Consider the following 20,034-nt stretch of genomic DNA (forward strand, 5'->3'; position numbering starts at 1 on the left):
GTTATCCTTACAGTTGGTAAAGAGTAACTATTCAGGCAAAACGCCCATTTTCACCAGCTGCTCCTGCAAATCCGTATAGCCAGACATTATGTAGGCGGGAGCGTGCTCGGTTAACGGCTGCACTTGGCGGTGGTTGAACCAAATGGAGATCCAGCCTGCTTGCAGGGCGCCTACTACATCATTATTCCAAGAGTCGCCGATGTAGATGCTATTCTCGGGCAGTGTGCCTGTACGCTCATTCACCAGCTTGAAAATCCGCGGGTCGGGCTTGTCCCAGCCGACTTCGCCGGAAATGAACTGACGGTCACGCGGAATCAAATCGTCGATATCCATCGCTTCGATTTTGCGGCGCTGATGGGCGCCAGCTCCATTGGTAATGAGGCCAACGATATACCCGGCTTTTACAAGCCGCTCAAGCATGGCTTTTGCCCCCGGAAACATTATGATGTCGTATTGGCAGCCAATGTAGGCAGCCTGCATCGCTGCGGCCTGCTCGTCCGTGAGCACTACATCGAACTCGCCTAGCGCCAGCTGGAAGCGGCGCGTCCGCATCAGCTCCGTCGCAGCCCCAGCCTCCAGTGCGCCAGCGCCGCCCATTTGCTCAGACAGCACATCGCTGTAATGCCGCATGCGGCGATAGGCTGCTTCATAGGGGAAGGCTTCGCCAAGCTGAAGCACTTCTTGTACCGCTTTAGTGAATGGGGGCAAATGGTCATATAGCGTATCATCCACATCGAAAAAAATGCCTTTTACAACGGGAGCTGCGGAATGTTTTTCTGGTGCAGCGTCATATGCGAATCTATTTGTTAAGCGGTTATCCTTCACGGCGAGTTCTCTCCCATTTTCGTCTATTTCATCGTTAGTTGCTCTAATAGTAACCCAATTCGTCCTCGCCTTGCCAGCAGCAATTGCGTTTATACAGGCGCAGCTCCTCTCGGGTGGCGTGCGAAAGCGCATAAATTTTTTTCAGCAGAAGCTGGCGGGCTAAATAATACAGCTCAACATCACTGGCATTTTTGCGAAGAATGAGGTCGATCATATCGCTTGTCAGTTCTGTTTTCGGCGGGCGGTTTTCATTGGCGTTTTTTTTTGAATAGACTTTCGGCTCCCAGCCCATTGTTTTCATAAACAAAAATTGCGATTCCGCATAAAGCTCAGTAATGCCAGCAAAAGAAATGTGCTGCTCCAAATTCCTGATGGCCAAGTTCAAATTGGGGGTCGTGCTGCCCAGCTCTCCGCTCAGAAAACGGGTTTGTACATTGACATATTCGGGATCGAAATACGGATTATTCAAAAACTCCTCGAACGTAAGATAAGGATTGTAGTTATCGGGATAACGCTTATTTTTGTATTTAAAATAAAAGAAGGAGGCGATCTGCTCCACCGGATCACGCAGCATCGTTACATATTGGCAGGGGCGGGCGGTGGTATAGTGGAGGCCGAAGGGGAGGTGGCCGCATAGCGCATCGGCCTGTTTGAGGGTTTGACGCAGCAAACCGGGTTTATCCGCTACCTGAAAATAGTAAACCGCAATCGGGCAATGCTCGACAATCGCCTGCGTGAAGGAGGTTCCTCCGGTTTTCGGAATGTGTGCATACAGCAGCAATGGCTCCTTGGATGTTTTCATGATGCTGCACCTCGCCTCATTTGTAAAAAAGTAGTTGGTGCCAAAGCCGCTTACAAGCAGCCGTTGTCTCTTAAATAATCTAAAATGAAGCGGACAGATTCCTTAGGCGTATGCTTGTCGCTTGCGATCATTATTTCAGGATGCCCTGGCGCTTCGTAAACGGAGGAAATGCCTGTGAAATCATGGATTTTACCGGCACGTGCTTTTTTGTACAGGCCCTTCGGGTCCCGGCGCTCACATTCTGCAAACGGGCATTTGACATAAATCTCAATAAACTCGTCCTCGGAAAAAAAGGATCTGACCCGCTCGCGATCGGCCCGGTAGGGGGAGATGGCAGCGACCAGCACGATCAATCCGGCATCGGCGAACAGCCGGGCGGCTTCGCCAATGCGGCGGACATTTTCCCTGCGGTCCTGCTGGCTGAAGCCGAGCCCTTGATTTAAGCCAAGCCGAAGATTGTCCCCATCCAAAACATAGCTGTGCATATGGCGCTTAAACAACTCATGCTCTACTTCGAAAGCCAAAGTCGATTTGCCAGAACTGGGCAATCCGGTAAACCATAGCACGCAGCTTTTATGCCCGTTCAGCTGATGCCGCTCGTCCTTGCTTACTTTGGGCAAGTGCCGCTCATTAGGGGGCGTTTCATGTTTCATATTTCCACTTCGCTTCCGGAGGGCGCTACGGTCCTTTTTGTACTAAAATATGTTGCGCTGTGACAAGCGTTCGTACAAAAACACAAAATCAGGCACAGTGGCCTGTGCCTGATTTTATGGAGACGGTACTGCCCGTTTATGCCGGCCATATTGCTTTGCTGGACAGGTGACGCTGAGTTCTCCTTCATCTCGATTGAACCTGCAGCGCTAGCGCAGCAAATAGCCGCCGTCGGGATGCAAGGTTGTTCCTGTCGTGTAGCTGTTCGTCATTAAATAGACAACCGTATGGGCGGCTTCTGCCGCTTCCCCAACTCGGCCCAGCACATTCATATTCGTGTAAGCATCATAGGAGGCATCGCGGGTTGCCTGCTCGGCGCCCTCCCAATTAAATGCCGTATAAATCGTGCCCGGCGAGATGACATTGGCTCTTATTTTCTTCGGTGCGAGCTCGACAGCTAGCGCCTTCCCCAAGCTTTCAATCGCGCCGTTGCAGGCGGCATAAGACGCGCCATCCGCGAGCGGCCGCTGGCTGAATGCGCCTGACATGAGCACGACAGAGCCGTCTGAGTGAATATAAGGGAGAGCGTATTTCACCGCATAATATTGCGGCCAGAACTTCGCCTTGAAGCAGCTTTCCGCTGTCGCTTCATCTGAAGTGATCGGCCCCCGCACATACGAGGCTCCCGGAGTGAACAAGTGGTCGAAGCTGCCGATTTTCTTGAAAAAGAGTTCCAGCTGGTTGTTGTCGCGATTATCCAGCGCATGCGTCTCCACCTTGTCAGAGCTGAGCGTCTGACGGGCTGATGCCAGCTTCGCTTCGGATCGTCCGGCAATGACGACGGACGCCCCTTGATCAAGTGCCTGCTGGGCCGTCGCCAGGCCAATTCCCGAGCTGCCGCCAATAATGACGACGCGTTTATTTTTCAAAGATAGATTAGTCATAGGTAAGCCTCCTGATTTTCATCGATGGGCGAATTTCGCCATTACCGCTATTATTGAAGAGATCATAAGCGCTGCCAAGTACGCAGTTTTTTCGTACATAGTCCGAAATTTCGTACCATCAGCAAGCGCGCGGAGGTTAGGCGGCAGGTGTGCAGAATTGGCATTTAGCTGGTATGATGGTAGAGAGAGGAGTAGACTAGGATGAATTTACAAGAGCCGAGATTGGCAGGAGTTATTGCAACGCTGGAAGTAATCGGAGGCAAATGGAAGCCGCTCATCCTGTTTATTTTACTCGTAGAAGGTACGAAACGGTTTGGCGAGCTGCGGCGGTTAATTCCCGATGTGTCGCAAGGAACACTTGCGAAGCAGCTTCGTGAGCTGGAGGAAGACGGGCTTGTGCAGCGCGAAATATTTCAGGAGATCCCGCCCCGTGTGGAGTACAGTCTGACCGAGCATGGGCTTAGCGTATCGGCAGTGCTGGACAGCATGTGCGGCTGGGGCAGGAAGCATGCCCGGTTTGTGCAAGAGCTGGAAACCAATAAGGCCACGGATTCCCAGCCAGCGGCATCAGCCGAGGTGAAAGGGAGTACGGACCGGACGTATGAGGAGATGAGTTCAAATGCAATTTCGTAATTTAGGAAAAAGCGGTTTGAAAGTCAGCGAGATCAGTCTGGGAAGCTGGTTGACATATGGGGGTTACGTGGAGCGGGAAAACGCCGTTAAAGCGATTGAGACCGCCTATGGCTTAGGCATTAATTTTTTTGATACCGCCAATGTGTATGAGCGGGGCGAGGCCGAGAAGGTGATGGGCGAAACGCTGCGTGCGTATCCCCGCGAATCCTACGTGCTCGCAACGAAAGTGTTTGGCAAAATGGGCGATGGTCCGAATGACCAAGGGCTGTCCCGCAAGCATATTACGGAGCAGTGCCATGCCAGCCTGAAGCGTCTGGGCGCCGACTATATTGATCTATATTACTGCCACCGCCATGATCCGAATACGCCGATGGAGGAGACGCTGCGCGCATTGGACGATTTGGTTCGCCAAGGAAAAGTGCTGTACGTCGGCATCAGCGAATGGACAGCGGCGCAGATGGCGGAAGCGCATGCGATTGCCGATCGTTATTTGCTGGACCGCATTATAGCCAATCAGCCGATCTATAATATGTTTAACCGATACATTGAGAAGGAAGTCATCCCTTTCGGGGAGCGTGGCGGTATTGGCCAAGTGGTATTCTCGCCGCTGGCGCAAGGCTTGTTGACGGGCAAATACAGCTCGGCAAGTGAGCTTCCGGCGGACAGCCGGGCAGCAAAGCTTGAGAACATGCGTAAAAATGTGACCGACGAGAAAATCGCCAAGGTGCAGCAGCTGGGCAAAATCGCTGCGGAGCTAGAGCTGTCGGTTGGACAGCTGGCGCTGGCCTGGATTTTGCGCCAGCCGAATGTGTCCAGTGCGCTTGTGGGAGCCAGCCGTCCGGAGCAGGTCGAAGAAAATGCCAAAGCGGCGGGTGTAGAGCTTAGTGCTGACGTTTTGGAGCGAATCGAGGAAATATTGGCTTAATAAGTGATTGAAATTAGTGAGCGTAAATAGAGCTGGCCGCTTGGGGGTTATTCCTCAAGCGGCTGTTTCATTTGGAAAGAATCCATATTCTCATTTTTTTTGAAATAACGCGATTAAAGGGAATGAAAGAATGGCGCCAAAAAAAATGAAATATAAAGCAAGTTCGGCGCTTAAGAATTTGAACTGTACCAAAAAGAGCATAACGGCTATATAACCTAAGCTAAACAAATAAGCATAGTGGCCGACTTTCTTGAATAAGGAAGAACGGGCTTCCTCCGAAGTAGATTTCATCTTCACCCCAAAGTGCAGAATGAAATCAGATATAATGCCTACGATAATGAGGGCTCCGAGAAAAATAAAATCATTGCTTATAAAAAATATAGCTAATACTAAGCTTGAAAGTTCGCCAACAATACGAAATGAAGGGTTGGTCATTTTACCTCCTAAAGCAGCTGAGCTGTATAGAATAAAATTTATGTCATGCTTGTGTTGAGATTCAATGATATACGCCTCATTCCAGACTTATACCATCCATACTATTGTACATTAGACTATTAATATTGTGGATCTAAACTTGAAAAAACCAATTATCTCGTTAGAGTCCAACATAGACAGCGTCTTATTAGATTTGTATAAACGATTGTTCTATTTTGTCCATTGCTCTTTACTGGAATAGAAGGCTACAATGAATAATATAGTGAGAATGAATATCAAATTCAAGATCTGGGAGGAACAAGCGTGTCAGAACAGCTAGAATTATACGATGTAACGATTATTGGCGGCGGTCCAGCAGGACTATATGCTGCTTTCTATAGCGGGATGAGGGACATGAAGACGAAGGTGATTGATGCTCAAGAAGAGCTGGGCGGACGGATGCTGATTTACCCGGAAAAAATGATTTGGGATGTAGGGGGCGTCACCCCGATTTTATGTGAGAAGCTTATTGGACAGCTCAAGCAGCAGTCGCAAACCTTTGACCCGACCATTGAGCTTGGGCAGCAAATTCGCAATTTGACGAGGCTTGAGGACGGAACGTATATGCTTGAAGCCTCTACGGGGGAGAAGCATTGGACGCGCACCGTTATTTTGGCGATTGGCCGGGGCATCTTGAAGATGGCAAAGCTGGAGCTGGAGGGCGCCGAGCGCTACGAAGTATCCAATTTGCATTATACGGTGCAGGAGCTGGAGCCGTTTCGAGGCAAGCGGGTGCTTATTTCCGGCGGCGGCAACTCGGCTGTCGACTGGGCGAATGAGCTGGAGCCGATTGCGGCGCAGGTGACGGTCATTCATCGCCGGGAGTATTTTGGCGGCCATGAGAAAAACGTCATCAAGATGAAAACCTCCTCCTGCGATGTCCGCACGCCATGGGAGGTCACGCAGCTTTACAGCGGCGACGGATCGACGATCAGTAAGGTAACGGTGAGACATTTGGAGACGGAGGAAACAGAGCAGCTGGAGGTAGATGCTGTCATCGTTAACCACGGGCTGAAGTCCGATTTCAGCGGCATTAGAGATTGGGGCATCGGCATGGATGAGTGGTGCGTATACGTCACTCCGAAGCTGGAGACGAATTTGCCAGGCATTTTCGCCGCAGGCGACTTTGCTTCTTATGACAGCAAGCTGAACCTGATTGCCGGAGCGTTTACGGATGCCGCGCTAGCGGTCAACAGTGCCAAGCTTTTCATAGACCCGAAGGCGGATGGGGTTGCTTACGTATCCTCGCATAATTCCCGCTTTAAGGAGAAAAATCTAGCTCTCGGCGTTAAAGAAGAAGATGCTTAATGAAGGAAAGAAGATTAGCTTAGATAGGATGTGAAAAATGATGCTGCTCTCTTCGGCAAATGCTGGCCTGCCTAAGGCCCAGCATAGCTTCTATATGCCTGTGCGGCTGCGGGAGCTTCAGCAGGGTCTGGATGAAAAACATCAGGAAGAAGCGGCTCCTCTCTACCGTATGCTCATCGTGTGGGGCGGAGAGGGCGCGCTTTACATTCATAACTATTATCATGAGCTGTCCCGTGGCAGCGTATGGCTTAGCGGCCCTTCGCTGCCTAAGCTTCAGATAGAGGCGCATACGGAATTGCGAGGCATTTTGCTGGAATACAGCTGTATGCCAGCTGCTGGTGAAACAGGAGCGGGGCTGAAGCATCCGGCTCCGCTGCAGCGCTGCCCAGCGATCATCCTGCGGCTTGCGAGCGAGCTGGCGAATGTGTGGAATCAATGTGATTCCCATTCGCCTTTTTGCGTTCAGCAGCTTTTTACGCAGCTGCTTGCCGAGCTGCACCGGGAGCTGGCAAGCCGGCAAAAGCCCGCCAGCTCATGGCTGGAGCAAGCAGAAGCTTATATCGAGCAGCATTTCAGCGAGGATATAACGCGGGAGCAGATGGCGAGCCGCGCGGGGGTCAGCCCAGAGCATTTTTCGCGAATGTTCCGCAAGCATACGGGCCGGACATTCAATGCCCATTTGACGCTGCTGCGCATTCGCAGCGCACAGCAGCGCTTGCTGGCCGGAACGGCCCATGATCTCGGCACGCTGGCGCAGGAGGTTGGCTACAAGGAGGGCGTTTATCTCAGCCGCAAATTTAAGGAAGGCATCGGCTTGTCGCCGACGGCTTATTTGCGCAAAAACAAACGGCTCGTTTCGCTGAATTTGAACCATACCGCGAGCCTAATGGCGCTCGGCATTATTCCGGAGCTCGGCGTATATACGCCCTGGCTGGAAGGGATGCGAGGAGGCTTGCAGTCGGGGAGGCACCAAAGCCAAAGCCAAAGCCAAAGCCAAAGCCAGAGCGGGAGTGGGAGCTTCAATCCGTATGGGCATACGCCGCAGACGTTTTACGAGGCGATTGCAGCAGCTAAGCCGGATATCATCATCAACTATAGCGGGGCTGAGGAAAACAGGAGGCTGCTGCCGCTTGCTCCCGTTATCGAGCTGCCTTTTCAGACGATGAGCTGGCGCGAGCAATTTTTGCTGATTGCTGGCATTGTAGATCGCAGACAGCAGGCGGAGAACTGGCTGGCGCAATACGATGAGCAGATCTACATCATTAACCGCCAGCTTGACCGAGAGCTGGGCAGCAGAGGTACGGCAATCGTCTGGGAAATTGGCCGCAATACAGCCTATTGCTTCAGCAGCAGCTTTGGAAGAGGCAGTCAGGTGCTTTATGATGACATGGGCTTTCGCCTTCCGGCAAAGCTGGTGGAGCAAAATATTTCCGCCAAGGGCTTTATTGAAACAGGCATTGAGCTGCTGGCTGCTTATCCGGCGGATCATATTTTTATAACAGGACCGCCAACTAACCCTGACGACAAGCAGCGGCTGCGGCGTTTATTCCAATCGTCAGGCTGGAGAAAGCTGGACGCTGTACAGGGAAACCGCGTACATGTGCTGAAGGAGAAGGGGCAGTTTTACGGGTATGACCCGTTGTCCTCGCAGGCGCAGCTGCAGGAGCTGATAGGCTTGCTGGCACCGCATCACAAATTTGCATAGTGCCGGATCATTTTAAGGCATAGTCATTTGCTCGCTTACACGTTAAAGTGTAAATGAGAATGATTATCGACATAAAATGAGGGGGATTTACACGTGTTTTTGAAAAATCAAAGCCAAAATCATAAGCGCCGCATGGCTGCTATGCTGGTTATGCTGCTGCTATGCGTAAGCATCTTTACCGCATGCGGTACAGCAGATTCGAAGGAGACTGGCAAGGCGAATGCTGGGAGTGAAGCAACACCAGAGGCTAGCGCTGATCCTAATGCAGTCAGAACGATATCTACCGTAAATGGCGATATTGAAATTCCGGCTCAGCCGAAGCGCATCGTGGCTGAAGAGTACCTCGGCAGCTTGATTGCCCTTGACGTTGTGCCAATTGGGGCGCCGGGATTAACGCTGAAAAACTATTATTTTAAAGAGGCGCTTACCGGCGTTGAAGATACGGGGGAATATGGCAAGCCGTCTGCAGAGAAAATTGCAGCTCTTGCTCCCGATTTGATTATTACGGGCAATGGAGAGAGCTACGAGCTGCTCAGCAAAATTGCGCCTACCCTCTTTATTCCGTATGGCGATCTCAAAAATGCTCATGAAGAGCTGACGTATTTCGGGAAGGTACTGGGCAAAGAACAAGAGGCGAAGACATGGCTGGAGGAATTTGACCGTCGCATTGCTGAAGCGAAGGCGAAGGTTGATGCGGCCATTCCGGCAGACGCGAACTTTTCCATTTTTGAGCATATGGAGAAGTCGACCTATGCCTACGGAGATAATTTTGGACGTGGGGGCCAGCCGGTGTATCAGGCGCTTGGACGCAAGCCGCCAACCGAAATAGCAGACATCATTATGGAGAAGCAGTGGGCCGAGCTGTCAGCAGAGATTGTTCCGCAATATGCTGGGGATTATATTATTATGACCTCGAACGACTGGACACAGGCTGATTTTGAGGCTGATCCGATTTGGAGCAACCTTCCGGCAGTGAAAAATGGCAAGCTGTATGTATGGCCAGAGGAGCGTTCTTGGTACTACGATCCGCTCGCGGTACTGGCTCAGACTGAGGAGCTTGCGGAATGGCTTACTAAAGGCAATTAAACATTAACTGCAATAAGCATCCAAAATGAAAAGCCGCCGAAGCGATCTCGGCGGCTTTATTTAATTCTCGAACACTTGCTGGCATACAGGCTTACTCTTGCTTGGCTTGCTCCGTCAGCATTTTTACAATTTCCTGAATTTGCAGCTTCAAGGACACGGGATCATTTCCCCAGAACAATTCTGGATCGAGATTGAACACATGGTTATTTTTAACCGCATCCAGCGATTTCCATAGTCCTTGGTTGCTTCCCCACACCTCGGAAATCATGTCTCCCTGGTCGAGAAAAATATAATCGCCTGCGTAGTCTTCAATGACCTCGTAGGAAATTTGGCGATAGGCTTCCTTGCCGATCATTTCCTGCTTTTGCTTGTCAGGGGGAGTCAGCTTCAAGTGTGTATAAATCGCCTCGCCGCCGCGATAGCCGCCATCTCCATAAATGTAGAAGCCGCTGTCTACGACGAAAACGCCCATGAGCGAGAAGGTATCTTCAGGTTTAATCATATTAGCAAGCTTCGCCCGTTCTTGTCCAACAAGCTGGTCAAATTCAGCGAGCCACTGCTCGGCATCCGCCTCTTTGCCGACAGCAGAGGCAAGGAAACGCAGCGTCTCATGGATATCGGTGTACGTGCTGAAGGGCAAAGCAACCGTCGGGGCGATTTTGTCATATTGCTCCAAAATTTTCTCGTCGCCGGTCCACGTTACGATGATATCGGGCTTCAAATCGAGTATTTTCTCAAGGTTGCGTTCGCCCGTGCTTTCGATGCCGTCAATTTGGTCTTGGATAACTTTGTTCTCAAGCTCCCATGAGGTGGAGCCGACAGGCTTAATGCCCATGACAAGCATCTCCGGCAAATAGCCGTCTGTTACCGCTGCGGATTAATGGGCACCTCAACGTCTCCCCGAAGCGTCTTTACGATGCGGGTCGTTGCTTCTGGAGAAGCTTCGGCCTCCACAGCTGCTGAAGGAGAAGGCGATGGCGAGTCCGAGGCAACGGCATTGCCGCTGCTATTGCTGCCGCCTGCCGAGTTTCCGCAAGCAGCGAGCGATAGTGCAAGTAGAAGCAAGGCAAACATTTTCGTAACTTTATGTAGCTGATACATATAATCCTCCGATAAAATAATAATGATTATCATTCGCGATGATAATTCTATTATAACGGCAGCGGAAGAGAAAGGTCGATGTGATAAAGTTGGATATTTGGCTGGGAAAATTGTTGGATTTACCCGTCTGTTGTTGAACCTTCAGCTGCATCGGATAGTAGAAGCTTCACCATTATATCTAGCTGCTTCTCTAGCGACACTCCATCGTCCATCCAAAACTCATTCAGCTTCAGCAGATAGATTTTATGGCCCTGCTCCTTCACGAGCTGCTGCCAAAAGCTGCGCTCCATGAGTTTGCCTCTTACAGCCTCAGTGTCATCTGCTGGCACAATCAGAAACATATGCTTGGCGGCATAAGGCAGCAAATGCTGTTCCCGCAAGGCTAGATGGGTGTTCGCATCAATAACCTCCTTTTGGATAGCAGCGGGAGGCGTCAGCCCGAGCAGCTTATAAAGGATGAAGGCGGAACGAACAGGCGGATGAAGAATCATCCATGAATCATCATATCTTAGCTCATATAAGCCGAACGTATCATCAGGGGCTAAAAGCTGCGCTAGTCGCTGCTTCGCCGCTGCTCCTTGCTGCTGCAAGCCGGCTATCCAATTTTCCGCCTCCGCTGTACGCCCAAGCAGCCTGCCTATCATGCGCACCTCCTCCAGTTTGTCCATCTCGCCCCACGGCAGCATAATGACGGGAGCGATATGTTCAAGCGCCTTGAGCATATGAGGCATGTTGTAATGGTAGGTAGGCGCAATAATTAAATCAGGCGCCAGCGCTCGAAGCTCCTCGACCTGCTCGATGTCTGCCAGCTCCATGATGCCTTGCAGCCGGCCATGCAGCAGCGACGAAGAGCGGAGCACCTCGCGCGGTGCGGCCAGCGGCTCAATGCCGACAGCAAGCAGAGCTCCAAGAAACTGCATGCCCACAATGCGCGTTGCATGCTTCCTGCTGCGGAAGCTGCTGGGCGACAGATGAGTGATTTTTTGGAACGTCTTGCCCAAATAGGAGCCGTCCGCAAAGCCGGTTTTGTAAGCGATTTCCTGCATTTTATCGTTGGTGAGCAGCAGCAGCAGCTTGGCCTCGTCAATGCGCAGCCGGTATACATATTCGGCGAAGCTCCAGCCGGTTTCCTTGCGGAACAGCGAGGAGAAATAGCTTTCGTTGAAGCCGGCCATTTTCGCCAAATAAGCACGGCTGAGCGGCGAGCGGTAATGCTGCTTCATATAAGCAAGCACCTGATGAATAGGCTTATCCTTTTTCAAATAATGGTTGCTGTACAAATCGCGGGAAAAAAGCAGATCCAGCAGCTCATGCAGCATGAAATGCAGCCTTGGCGTATTTTGAATAGACCCTGTCAGCTTAACCACCTGCAGCAGCTCATGCAGCAGGCCCGCAGCCTGGCGCGGAAATTCGAGCAGCTGCCCGTGTTCTGGCAACTGCTCGCTGCTTAGCTCATAGACCAGCCGGTTTTTTCCACGCTCCGTTATTCGGTAGCTGTTGAACGAAATGCCGTAGATGGGCTGGAATGGCTTGCCATCCGTGCTTCTGAGATGCAGATTATTTTCTGCTTGCCGCAGCAAAATCGCTTGCCCTTTCTCTACTGGATAAGTATTGCTATCCGACCCGACAACGATTGCTTCCGTTGGAACGATAATCGCCGGGAAGGTCGTAAAGGCAAGGACGGACGGGCTCGTCGTCCCGTTATCTGCAAGCAAGGAGGCTCCAAGCAGCTCATAGGTAATGGGGTTCATCGTTAATCACCTGTTATTTTTATTTGCTAACCAGTCTATCATTGCTGAATAAAGAGTACAATTCACATTAATGCTTTTCATTCCGGCCCGATGCTGATACAATTTTAATTGAAAACGTTTCTCAATAAAGGTGGGTAAATAAGGATGAAACATACGTTGGAAGCCCAACATATCGAATCTTTATATAATGAATGGATTGGTGTAGAGCTAGGCGTTCCGGTGGAGCAGCTTGCAGATACGGTTAAGCTTCCTGAGCAATGGGGAGACGGCTATTTGCAGCGCACGCGCCTGCGGCCGGGCATGGAGCTGCATACGATTGATGTGAAGCTGCATGAAAATCATATTTTTTATATTGACGTGCAGTATCCGCATTTGGAAATTTCATTAACGCAGCATGGCAATGGCTGTTGGACGATTGAGGGCAGGCGAGGGGAGCGGGCGATGGGCTCGGGCGGGACGCAAATGATCTATTTGCACGATACGCGCATCCATTTCGAGCAATTGCATTCGGATCGGTTGGCCCATATGGAGCTGCGAATCGATTTTAGAATATGGAAGCATCTATTCTCGTATTTCCCTTGGCAGGCAGGCGATACGTTTTATTGCGAGCAGCAGCAGCTGACACCGGAAATTAAGCAGGTGTTCGATCAATTGAAGAATTGCCCGTATACCGGCCCTATTCGGCAGCATTATTTGGAGGGCAAAGCGTTTGAGCTGATTGCCTTGTTCTGGTACGGGCTGGAGCAGAAGAGCGAGCTGGAATCCGCCGCTTCGCGCTTAAAGACAGCCGATGTGGAGCGGCTTCATCTGGCGAAAAACATTTTATACCACAACCGCACCAATCCGCCGGGCTTGCTGGAGCTGGCGCGCCAGACGGGACTGAATGATTTTAAGCTCAAGGCAGGCTTTAAAGAGCTGTTTGGCACAACCGTGTTCGGCTATATTCGCGAGGAGCGGATGAGGGAAGCGAAGCTGCTGCTGGAGCAGGGGAGAATGAATGTCAGTGAAGCGGCGATTATGGTCGGGTATACGAACATGAGCCACTTTGCCTCATTGTTCCGCAAAACGTTTGGGGTTAATCCAAGTGAATATGCCAGGCAGCAGAGCCGCTCGATGTGAGTGGCAACCCGCTTGAAAAGTATAGGAGAGCCGGAGCCGTGGCGACGTTAACGTTAGAAATGACGATAACGCCGCCACGGCTCCGGCTTTTTCTCATATAAAATGGCTGCTATACGGCTGCATCTCCGTCCACCGTCAGGAATAATCCGTCCAGAGGTAGCTGATATTCATTAATGATGATAATGTTTCTCAATAGCAGTGTCATAAGGGGAGGATTTTCGCTTGAATATACAGGAATTGATTAAAGACAGAAGGACGATCCGGAAATTTAATACACAGCCGCTTTCGCAGGAGACGGTCCTGGAGCTGATGAATATCGCGGTGTGGGCGCCAAATCATAAGCTGCGCGAGCCATGGCGGTTCATTTGTGCGACTGAGATGGAGTCGAAGGCGAGGCTGGCGGATCATATGGTGGGTTCGCTGTCGGAGCTCAAGCGCTATAAGCTGATGCCGAGCAAAATCAAGCAAATGTACAAGGACAAAATTCAGCAAATACCTGCGGTTTTGTTCAAATATAGGAAAGGATATGATTTTCTCATCCATTCTCTATATTTCTCGGAATGAAACGCGCTGCGCCGCCAAATGACGGCGACAGCGGTTTCACCTTGGTCGTCGCGAAGGAGGAGAAAAGCAAGGTGAAGCGCGATGAGGATTTTGCAGCGGCGTGCGCATTGATTCAGAATTTTCAGCTGTGCGCTTGGGAGCAGGGCATCGGCATGGTGTATTTAGGGTACTTCGATCAGAAGCCAGCACCTGGCAACCGCATTTCGGCTGATAAAAAAATGACGTGGCTGTAGGGCAGCACGTCCCGATGATTTTTGCCTGAAGGAGAGGAAGCTATCATGGCTGGAAAAACAGCTGGAGAAATCGCAAGGAAAAAGGGAATCGCAAGGCTGCTGGAATTGGCGGGAGAACGCCGCGGGCTGCTTGCTGTATCAGGGATTTTTTCCGCATTAAGCGCCATATGCATGCTGATTCCATATATATCGGTCTATTTTATAATAAAAGAACTGCTGGAGCATGCGGCGAACCCGGCAGCTGCGGACAGCGGGCTAATGATTCGTTGGGGCCTCGTTGCACTAGGCGGCCTGTTAGCCAGTTTGCTCCTGATGTATGGCGGCGGTCTGGCTTCGCATATTGCGGCGTTTCGGATTTTGTATGGCCTGCGGGTGAAGCTGTCCTCGCATATTGGCCGTCTGCCACTCGGCTGGCTAAACAGCACCTCGACCGGAGCAGTCAAGAAGACGCTGGATCAAAATGTCGAGAAGGTCGAGACGTTCGTCGCGCATCAGCTGCCGGATCTCATTCATATGGCAGTCACGATCGTTATAATGATTATCGCCATGTTTTGGCTGAATGTGTGGCTCGCTGCTGCCTGCCTGATTCCGATTGTGCTGGGCTTCGTGCTGCAAATGCTGATGATGTCAGGCTCGAAGAAGCAGGAAAGCATCAAGCAGTATTATGATTCGCTGGAGCGGCTGAATGGTTCAGCCATTCAATACGTGCGGGGAATGCCAGTCATTAAAGTATTTGGGCAGACGGTGTTTTCCTTCCGTCAATTTTATGAGGATATGGTCAAATACCGGGATTTTTGCGTGAAATATACGGATCAATTTCAGTATGGTTTTTTATCGTTCAAAGTCGTTCTCGGCTCATTCGCAGCCTTCATCCTGCCAGTAGGCGTGTTCCTGCTCCAGCGTGATCCGGGCAATGTGGCTTTCGCCGTTGTGCTGCTGTTCTTCCTCATTTTGTCGCCGGGCATTACCGCGCCGATGTTCAAGATTATGCATCTTGCATCTGGGCTGCGCGACATAAATGAAGGGGTTGAGCGAATTGACAAAATTTTCGCCGAGCAGCCCGTACCAGAGCCGGAATTTCCTAAACGTCCGGTTTCCTACGAGGTGGCCTTTCATGATGTGTCCTTCTCTTATGGACAGGCCGACAGTCTTGTGTTGTCCAATGTGAGCTTTGTGGCGCAGCAGGGGGAAGTAACGGCGCTCGTTGGGCCATCGGGGGCGGGGAAATCGACAGTGGCAAGCTTGCTTCCTCGCTTCTGGGATGTCCGTGAAGGAGCGATTCAAATTGGCGGCGTCGATATCCGCGATATGGCGACGGAGGAGTTAATGAATACGGTAGCGTTTGTTTTTCAGCAGACGTTTCTATTTTACGATACCGTCTACAATAACATTGCGATCGGCGTGCCTGATGCTAAGCCAGAAGCGGTATATGCAGCAGCGAAAGCGGCACAGTGCGATACGTTTATCACTCAGCTTCCGCAGGGCTACCATACGCTGATTGGCGAGGGCGGCGTTTATTTGTCAGGTGGCGAGGAGCAGCGTATTGCGGTAGCGAGAGCGATTTTGAAAAATGCGCCAGTGCTTGTGCTGGATGAAGCAACCGCTTTTGCCGATCCGGAAAACGAATTTGAAATGCAGCTTGCATTGAAGGAGCTGACAAAGGGCAAGACGGTTATCGTCATTGCGCACCGGCTGTCTACGATTCGCGATGCGTCGCAAATTATTGTCATGGACGAGGGCTGTATTGCCGAGCGTGGCAAGCATGAGCAGCTAGTCGCCGCCGGGGGGCTGTATTCGAAGCTATGGAACGCTTATACGGCAGCAACAGGCTGGCGAATTGGAGCAGGGAAGGAGGCAGGGAACAAACATGGGAATGCTGCGCAATATAACAGCAGGTAATCCAAAAGCATTATGGAAGCCAATTGCATATACAACGCTCTCCAATCTGGTAGCGATTATTCCTTTTATTTTGCTCGTTGAGGTGGCGCAGCTTATCTTTACTTCGTTTGCCGAACCGGGTACAGCTCTTGATATGACGAGGCTTTGGTGGATATGCGCCAGCATGGCTGGGGCGTTAGTGCTGCTTTATTTAAGCGAAATACCCGCCTATCGCGCGCAATTCCGCGGTGCCTACACCGCAGCGGTCGATGGCAGAAGCCGTCTTGCGGAGCATTTGCGCAAGCTGTCGCTCGGGTATTTGAATAAACGTGATCCCGGCGATCTCGCCAATATGATGATGGGGGATTTTGCGCTCGTTGAGCATGGCATTTCCCATGTGGCGCCGCAGCTGTTTGCTGCTGCCCTAACGCCGATTTTAGCTTTGATTGGGCTGTCGCTGCTGGACTGGCGGCTCGCTTTGGCGCTGTTCGCGACGCTGCCCTTTACCATTGTCATCGTACTGGCTACCTCGGGACTAACCCGTAGGCTTGGTGCGAACCATATGGCGGCGAAAATCAATGCCTCCAATCGGCTTCAGGAATATTTGAATGGCATTCAGGTGATTAAGGCTTTTAATTTGACGGGAGAGCGCTTCGTGCGGCTTGAGCAGTCATTTAAAGATTTTATGCGTCACAGCATTCGGATTGAGGGGCTTCTGGGTCCAGTCGTGCTGAGTGCAATCGCCTTTCTTCGCGCGGGATTAACGCTAATGACCATTGTCGGGGTATATTTGCTTGCTGGAGGCAGCCTTGATTTGATCACCTTCGTTACCTTTTTGCTAATAGGCACGAGAATTTATGATCCGTTGACGACGGCGCTGACTAGCTTTACAGAGTTCCGCTACAATGAGCAGGCGGGAAAACGAATCATAGAGCTGATGAAGGAGCCCGTCATGCCTGGAGAGAAGCAGCCTCCTGCTGGTCATGATCTCGTTTTTGACAAGGTGACGTTCGGCTATAATGAGCATGCCGTTATTCAGCAGGCAAGTCTAAGCTTGCCGTCAGGATCCTTCACCGCGCTGGTCGGCCCTTCGGGCAGCGGCAAAAGCACGATGCTGCGGCTGATTGCCCGTTTCTACGATCCAAGCGAGGGGCAGGTGCTGCTCAGCGGGGAGGACATTCGGGAGATGAACCCGGAGGCGCTGCTGCGCAAAGTATCCATGGTATTTCAGGATGTGTATTTGTTCCAGGATACAATTGCGAATAATATAAGTGTCGGCAAAGCTGGGGCGACCCAGCACGAAGTAGAGGAAGCGGCTCGCCAGGCATGCTGCCATGATTTTATTATGAAGCTGCCGCAAGGCTATGAAACGCTAGTTGGAGAAGGCGGAAGCACATTGTCCGGCGGGGAGAAGCAGCGCATTTCAATTGCGCGGGCGATACTGAAGAATGCTCCGATTGTGCTGCTGGATGAAGCGACGGCTTCGCTCGATCCTGAAAATGAAGCCGATATTCAGCAGGCGATCGACCGCCTCATTCAAGGGCGTACCGTTATTGCCATCGCCCATCGGCTGAAGACGGTTATGAGTGCCGACCAAATTATTGTGCTGGATCAAGGCCGAATCGTTGAGCAGGGTCAGCATGAGGAGCTATTGGGCGCGGACCGCTTGTATGCGCGGCTATGGAAGCTGCAGCAGCAGACGGCGGGCTGGCAGATTTCTTCTTAGATTTTGCAAGGTGATTGGATAGAGAAAGGCCAAAAGGGAATGTCGAATGGAGCTTATCCATTCGGCATTTTTATTTTTGACGGGAGCAGGTTAAAGCTTATCATAAATGGTTGAATTATAAGAACATGTGTTCTATAATGTGGAGGGGTGACTGGAACGAATTGGAATGAGAGAGGGCTGGATCAGAGTATGCCATTAAATATTAATGTAGTTGAACGCATGGGGCATTATGGAGTGGCAGGTTTAAGTGCTGTGTTTATTCGGCAGGGGCAGTTGAGCGAGGCAGAGTGCTTTGGTGTTCTGGAGCAAGGAGCCTCGCATCTGGTGAATAGCGATACGATTTTCAATGCATGTTCCATTAGCAAGTTTTTAACAGCTATGCTCGTTATGAAATTGGTCGAGGATGGTCTTCTAGCATTAGATGAGGATATAAATGATAGGCTCACTTCATGGAAGGTTCCGGGTCATTCATGGACTGCTAGCAGCAAAGTGACTCTTAGGAAGCTGCTTAGCCATCAAGCGGGCATTGTTGATCCAGAGGGAGGATTTGGCGAGCTTCATTCCAGGGCGCTTTTTCCTCCAATGGTGGCGTTGTTAGAGGGAGAGACGTCTTATTGCAAAGTGCCTATTAAGGTGGAATATGAGCCGGGAAGCGACTTTCAATATTCAGATGCGGGCTATTGCATCATTCAGCAGCTCATAGAGGATGTTTCAGGGAAGCCCTTTGAAATCGTCATGAGCGAGCTTATATTTGAACCTTTACATATGAACAACAGCACGTTTCGTCCATCATTATTAGAAGCAATGAGCGGGAGAGTTTGCTGTGGACACGATAAGCATGGAAAGGCAGTGGAAGGGAAATATCCGATTTATCCTTATCCGGCAGCAGCCGGGCTTTGGACAACGCCGTCGGACTTGGCCATTTTAGTTGTGGAATTAATGAATGCTCTTAAAGATCAAAGTGAAATAGGATTGTCCGCAAGCTATGCGAAGGAGCTCGTTACCCCTCAAGGCGTTACAGAATGGACGGGGCTTGGCCTTTTTCTAGACCATTCCAAGCATGAGCTGGAAATTTCCTCGCTCGGCTGGGGCGTAGGATTTCAATGTATGCTAGTTGCTTTCCCATTCACAGGAACGGGAACCGTTATTATGACGAATACCGATTTAGGCATTCATCAGTTAAAAGGGATGATTGGGGAAATGATCTCTCCGTCTTGAGCCTGAGGCAATATCCGCTTTCCGTTCAGTGAAATACTGGATAAAGGTCCGTTCCGGTTGCCCTGTCCATTCCTTTAAAGTTAAGGCAAGAAGCTAATAGGGAATGGATGGGATAATATGATTAGGAATTTAGGTGCGGAAGCGGGCCCGCAATGGGAGGAGCCTGTAAAGAAGGTTCGTCTGTTTCAGGGGGAGGGCCTGCTGGCGTCGCTAGGCATACTTGGCTTTGTGCTGGCAGCGGTATGCGTGGTCTGGATGCTGCTGTATGGTGGCGAGGTTGCGCCAAATGGGGATGTAAGCAAAGCGGCTTCCTTTAATGCGGCATTGGGTATTTTTTTGCTTTCGACAGCGGCGATATTGCCTTTGTCCGCTATGAGCACGAGAGGCAAGGCGATTTTTCGCTGGTCTTATGCGGTTCTTTCCATGTATTCGTATTTCGCTGAAAATGTACAAAATATGCGCGGCATGAATCCGCGTTTTGCAGAAGGCGGTACAGTCTTTGATATAGCTGTGGCAGCCGGTTTTAGCCTTGTGGCCATGCTGCTGATCGTGTTTTATTGCGTGTTGGCCGTTGCTTTCTTCCGCAGCAGATCGTATAAGCTAAGACCGGAGCTGGTGCTGGCGATCCGCTATGCGATTATGGCGATATTGCTTTCCTTCGCCGCTGGCATTTGGATTTCCTTGACGGGGGGCCGCATGACAGGCGGGAATGGGAATATCATCTGGCTTCATGGTCTGGGTTTTCATGCGATTCAAGCTGTGCCGCTTGTCGCATGGCTGTCGGAGCGCACGAGGCTGCGCCCGCAGGAGCGCCGCAAGTGGGTGCATGTGGCGGGAGCTGCCTATATACTGGGCTTGCTTGAAGTAGGCTGGCAAACTTGGATCGGCGGAGCCATGCTGGAATGGTCGCCGCTGCCGCTGCTCGCTTTGTTCTTCTTCTTGCTGTCTCTCGGGGCTGGCTGCTTTATGTTATGGCAATCTGTAATAAGCGGGAAGAGTTCAGAGGTGAGCAGCCCGTCGTTGGAACGAGAGGGATAATACGTTACAGGGAGAAGCCTTGCATTCTTGTGCAGAGAATGCAAGGCTGTTTT

Annotated in this window: 19 protein-coding genes and 1 pseudogene; 12 read left to right on the plus strand and 8 right to left on the minus strand. The window is 51.0% G+C overall.

Translation table 11 applies throughout. The annotated features are described in order from the left end of the window. Positions 1 to 27: 27 nt before the first annotated feature. The 4 genes from AC50Y5_RS28355 to AC50Y5_RS28370 form a co-directional block, all read right to left on the minus strand. On the minus strand, positions 28 to 825 hold the full coding sequence (locus AC50Y5_RS28355; protein ID WP_327204899.1) for an HAD family hydrolase: 798 nt from the start codon (positions 823 to 825) through the stop codon (positions 28 to 30). 43 nt (positions 826 to 868) lie between these two features. After that, a complete protein-coding gene (locus tag AC50Y5_RS28360) occupies positions 869 to 1,627 on the minus strand; it encodes a sulfotransferase family protein (RefSeq protein ID WP_056031193.1) in 759 nt (252 codons plus the stop codon). A 50-nt stretch (positions 1,628 to 1,677) separates the two neighbouring features. Further along, positions 1,678 to 2,280, minus strand: coding sequence for an adenylyl-sulfate kinase (gene cysC / locus AC50Y5_RS28365; RefSeq protein WP_494864698.1), 603 nt, complete (start codon positions 2,278 to 2,280; stop codon positions 1,678 to 1,680). Between the two features lie 207 nt (positions 2,281 to 2,487). After that, on the minus strand, positions 2,488 to 3,222 hold the full coding sequence (locus AC50Y5_RS28370; RefSeq protein ID WP_494864700.1) for an SDR family oxidoreductase: 735 nt from the start codon (positions 3,220 to 3,222) through the stop codon (positions 2,488 to 2,490). 201 nt (positions 3,223 to 3,423) lie between these two features. Here AC50Y5_RS28370 and AC50Y5_RS28375 point away from each other — a divergent pair. Further along, a pseudogene (locus AC50Y5_RS28375) lies at positions 3,424 to 3,750 on the plus strand (winged helix-turn-helix transcriptional regulator); the annotation flags it as partial. Positions 3,751 to 3,841: 91 nt separating this feature from the next. After that, on the plus strand, positions 3,842 to 4,780 hold the full coding sequence (locus tag AC50Y5_RS28380; protein ID WP_056031186.1) for an aldo/keto reductase family protein: 939 nt from the start codon (positions 3,842 to 3,844) through the stop codon (positions 4,778 to 4,780). 90 nt (positions 4,781 to 4,870) lie between these two features. Here AC50Y5_RS28380 and AC50Y5_RS28385 read toward each other — a convergent pair whose 3' ends face one another. Further along, a complete protein-coding gene (locus tag AC50Y5_RS28385) occupies positions 4,871 to 5,215 on the minus strand; it encodes a hypothetical protein (RefSeq protein WP_494864703.1) in 345 nt (114 codons plus the stop codon). A 303-nt stretch (positions 5,216 to 5,518) separates the two neighbouring features. Here AC50Y5_RS28385 and AC50Y5_RS28390 point away from each other — a divergent pair, with 303 nt between their 5' ends. The 3 genes from AC50Y5_RS28390 (at position 5,519) to AC50Y5_RS28400 (ending at position 9,353) form a co-directional block, all read left to right on the plus strand. Then, a complete protein-coding gene (locus AC50Y5_RS28390; protein WP_099517287.1) occupies positions 5,519 to 6,562 on the plus strand; it encodes an NAD(P)/FAD-dependent oxidoreductase in 1,044 nt (347 codons plus the stop codon). 37 nt (positions 6,563 to 6,599) lie between these two features. Further along, the gene (locus tag AC50Y5_RS28395) at positions 6,600 to 8,267 is read left to right on the plus strand and encodes a helix-turn-helix domain-containing protein (protein ID WP_494864705.1); all 1,668 of its coding nucleotides are present in this window, start codon (positions 6,600 to 6,602) and stop codon (positions 8,265 to 8,267) included. Positions 8,268 to 8,360: 93 nt separating this feature from the next. After that, positions 8,361 to 9,353 carry an ABC transporter substrate-binding protein gene (locus AC50Y5_RS28400; protein ID WP_494864707.1) on the plus strand — a complete coding sequence of 331 codons (993 nt, stop codon included), beginning with the start codon at positions 8,361 to 8,363 and terminating at the stop codon, positions 9,351 to 9,353. 91 nt (positions 9,354 to 9,444) lie between these two features. Here AC50Y5_RS28400 and AC50Y5_RS28405 read toward each other — a convergent pair whose 3' ends face one another. From AC50Y5_RS28405 to AC50Y5_RS28415, 3 genes are all read right to left on the minus strand, one after another. Beyond that, a complete protein-coding gene (locus AC50Y5_RS28405) occupies positions 9,445 to 10,188 on the minus strand; it encodes an ABC transporter substrate-binding protein (protein WP_494864709.1) in 744 nt (247 codons plus the stop codon). Between the two features lie 29 nt (positions 10,189 to 10,217). Beyond that, positions 10,218 to 10,454, minus strand: coding sequence for a hypothetical protein (locus AC50Y5_RS28410; RefSeq protein ID WP_494864711.1), 237 nt, complete (start codon positions 10,452 to 10,454; stop codon positions 10,218 to 10,220). A 119-nt stretch (positions 10,455 to 10,573) separates the two neighbouring features. Further along, entirely contained in the window at positions 10,574 to 12,205 is a 1,632-nt protein-coding gene (locus AC50Y5_RS28415) for a helix-turn-helix domain-containing protein (protein WP_494864713.1), read from the minus strand. Between the two features lie 144 nt (positions 12,206 to 12,349). Here AC50Y5_RS28415 and AC50Y5_RS28420 point away from each other — a divergent pair, with 144 nt between their 5' ends. The 7 genes from AC50Y5_RS28420 to AC50Y5_RS28450 all read left to right on the plus strand — a co-directional run bounded on the left by AC50Y5_RS28420 (position 12,350) and on the right by AC50Y5_RS28450 (position 19,981). Continuing rightward, on the plus strand, positions 12,350 to 13,324 hold the full coding sequence (locus AC50Y5_RS28420; protein WP_494864715.1) for a helix-turn-helix transcriptional regulator: 975 nt from the start codon (positions 12,350 to 12,352) through the stop codon (positions 13,322 to 13,324). Between the two features lie 222 nt (positions 13,325 to 13,546). Further along, a complete protein-coding gene (locus AC50Y5_RS28425) occupies positions 13,547 to 13,888 on the plus strand; it encodes a nitroreductase family protein (RefSeq protein ID WP_494864717.1) in 342 nt (113 codons plus the stop codon). Beyond that, positions 13,885 to 14,121, plus strand: coding sequence for a nitroreductase family protein (locus tag AC50Y5_RS28430; protein ID WP_494864719.1), 237 nt, complete (start codon positions 13,885 to 13,887; stop codon positions 14,119 to 14,121). Before AC50Y5_RS28425 ends, AC50Y5_RS28430 begins: the two co-directional genes overlap by 4 nt. A gap of 45 nt (positions 14,122 to 14,166) precedes the next feature. Then, positions 14,167 to 16,020 carry an ABC transporter ATP-binding protein gene (locus tag AC50Y5_RS28435; RefSeq protein ID WP_494864721.1) on the plus strand — a complete coding sequence of 618 codons (1,854 nt, stop codon included), beginning with the start codon at positions 14,167 to 14,169 and terminating at the stop codon, positions 16,018 to 16,020. After that, a complete protein-coding gene (locus AC50Y5_RS28440; RefSeq protein ID WP_494864723.1) occupies positions 15,989 to 17,725 on the plus strand; it encodes an ABC transporter ATP-binding protein in 1,737 nt (578 codons plus the stop codon). Before AC50Y5_RS28435 ends, AC50Y5_RS28440 begins: the two co-directional genes overlap by 32 nt. A 189-nt stretch (positions 17,726 to 17,914) precedes the next feature. After that, entirely contained in the window at positions 17,915 to 18,943 is a 1,029-nt protein-coding gene (locus tag AC50Y5_RS28445; RefSeq protein WP_494864877.1) for a serine hydrolase domain-containing protein, read from the plus strand. A gap of 117 nt (positions 18,944 to 19,060) precedes the next feature. Further along, entirely contained in the window at positions 19,061 to 19,981 is a 921-nt protein-coding gene (locus AC50Y5_RS28450; protein ID WP_494864725.1) for a hypothetical protein, read from the plus strand. Positions 19,982 to 20,034: the final 53 nt, after the last annotated feature.

The sequence above is a fragment of the Paenibacillus sp. JT22N7 genome (assembly GCF_059383875.1).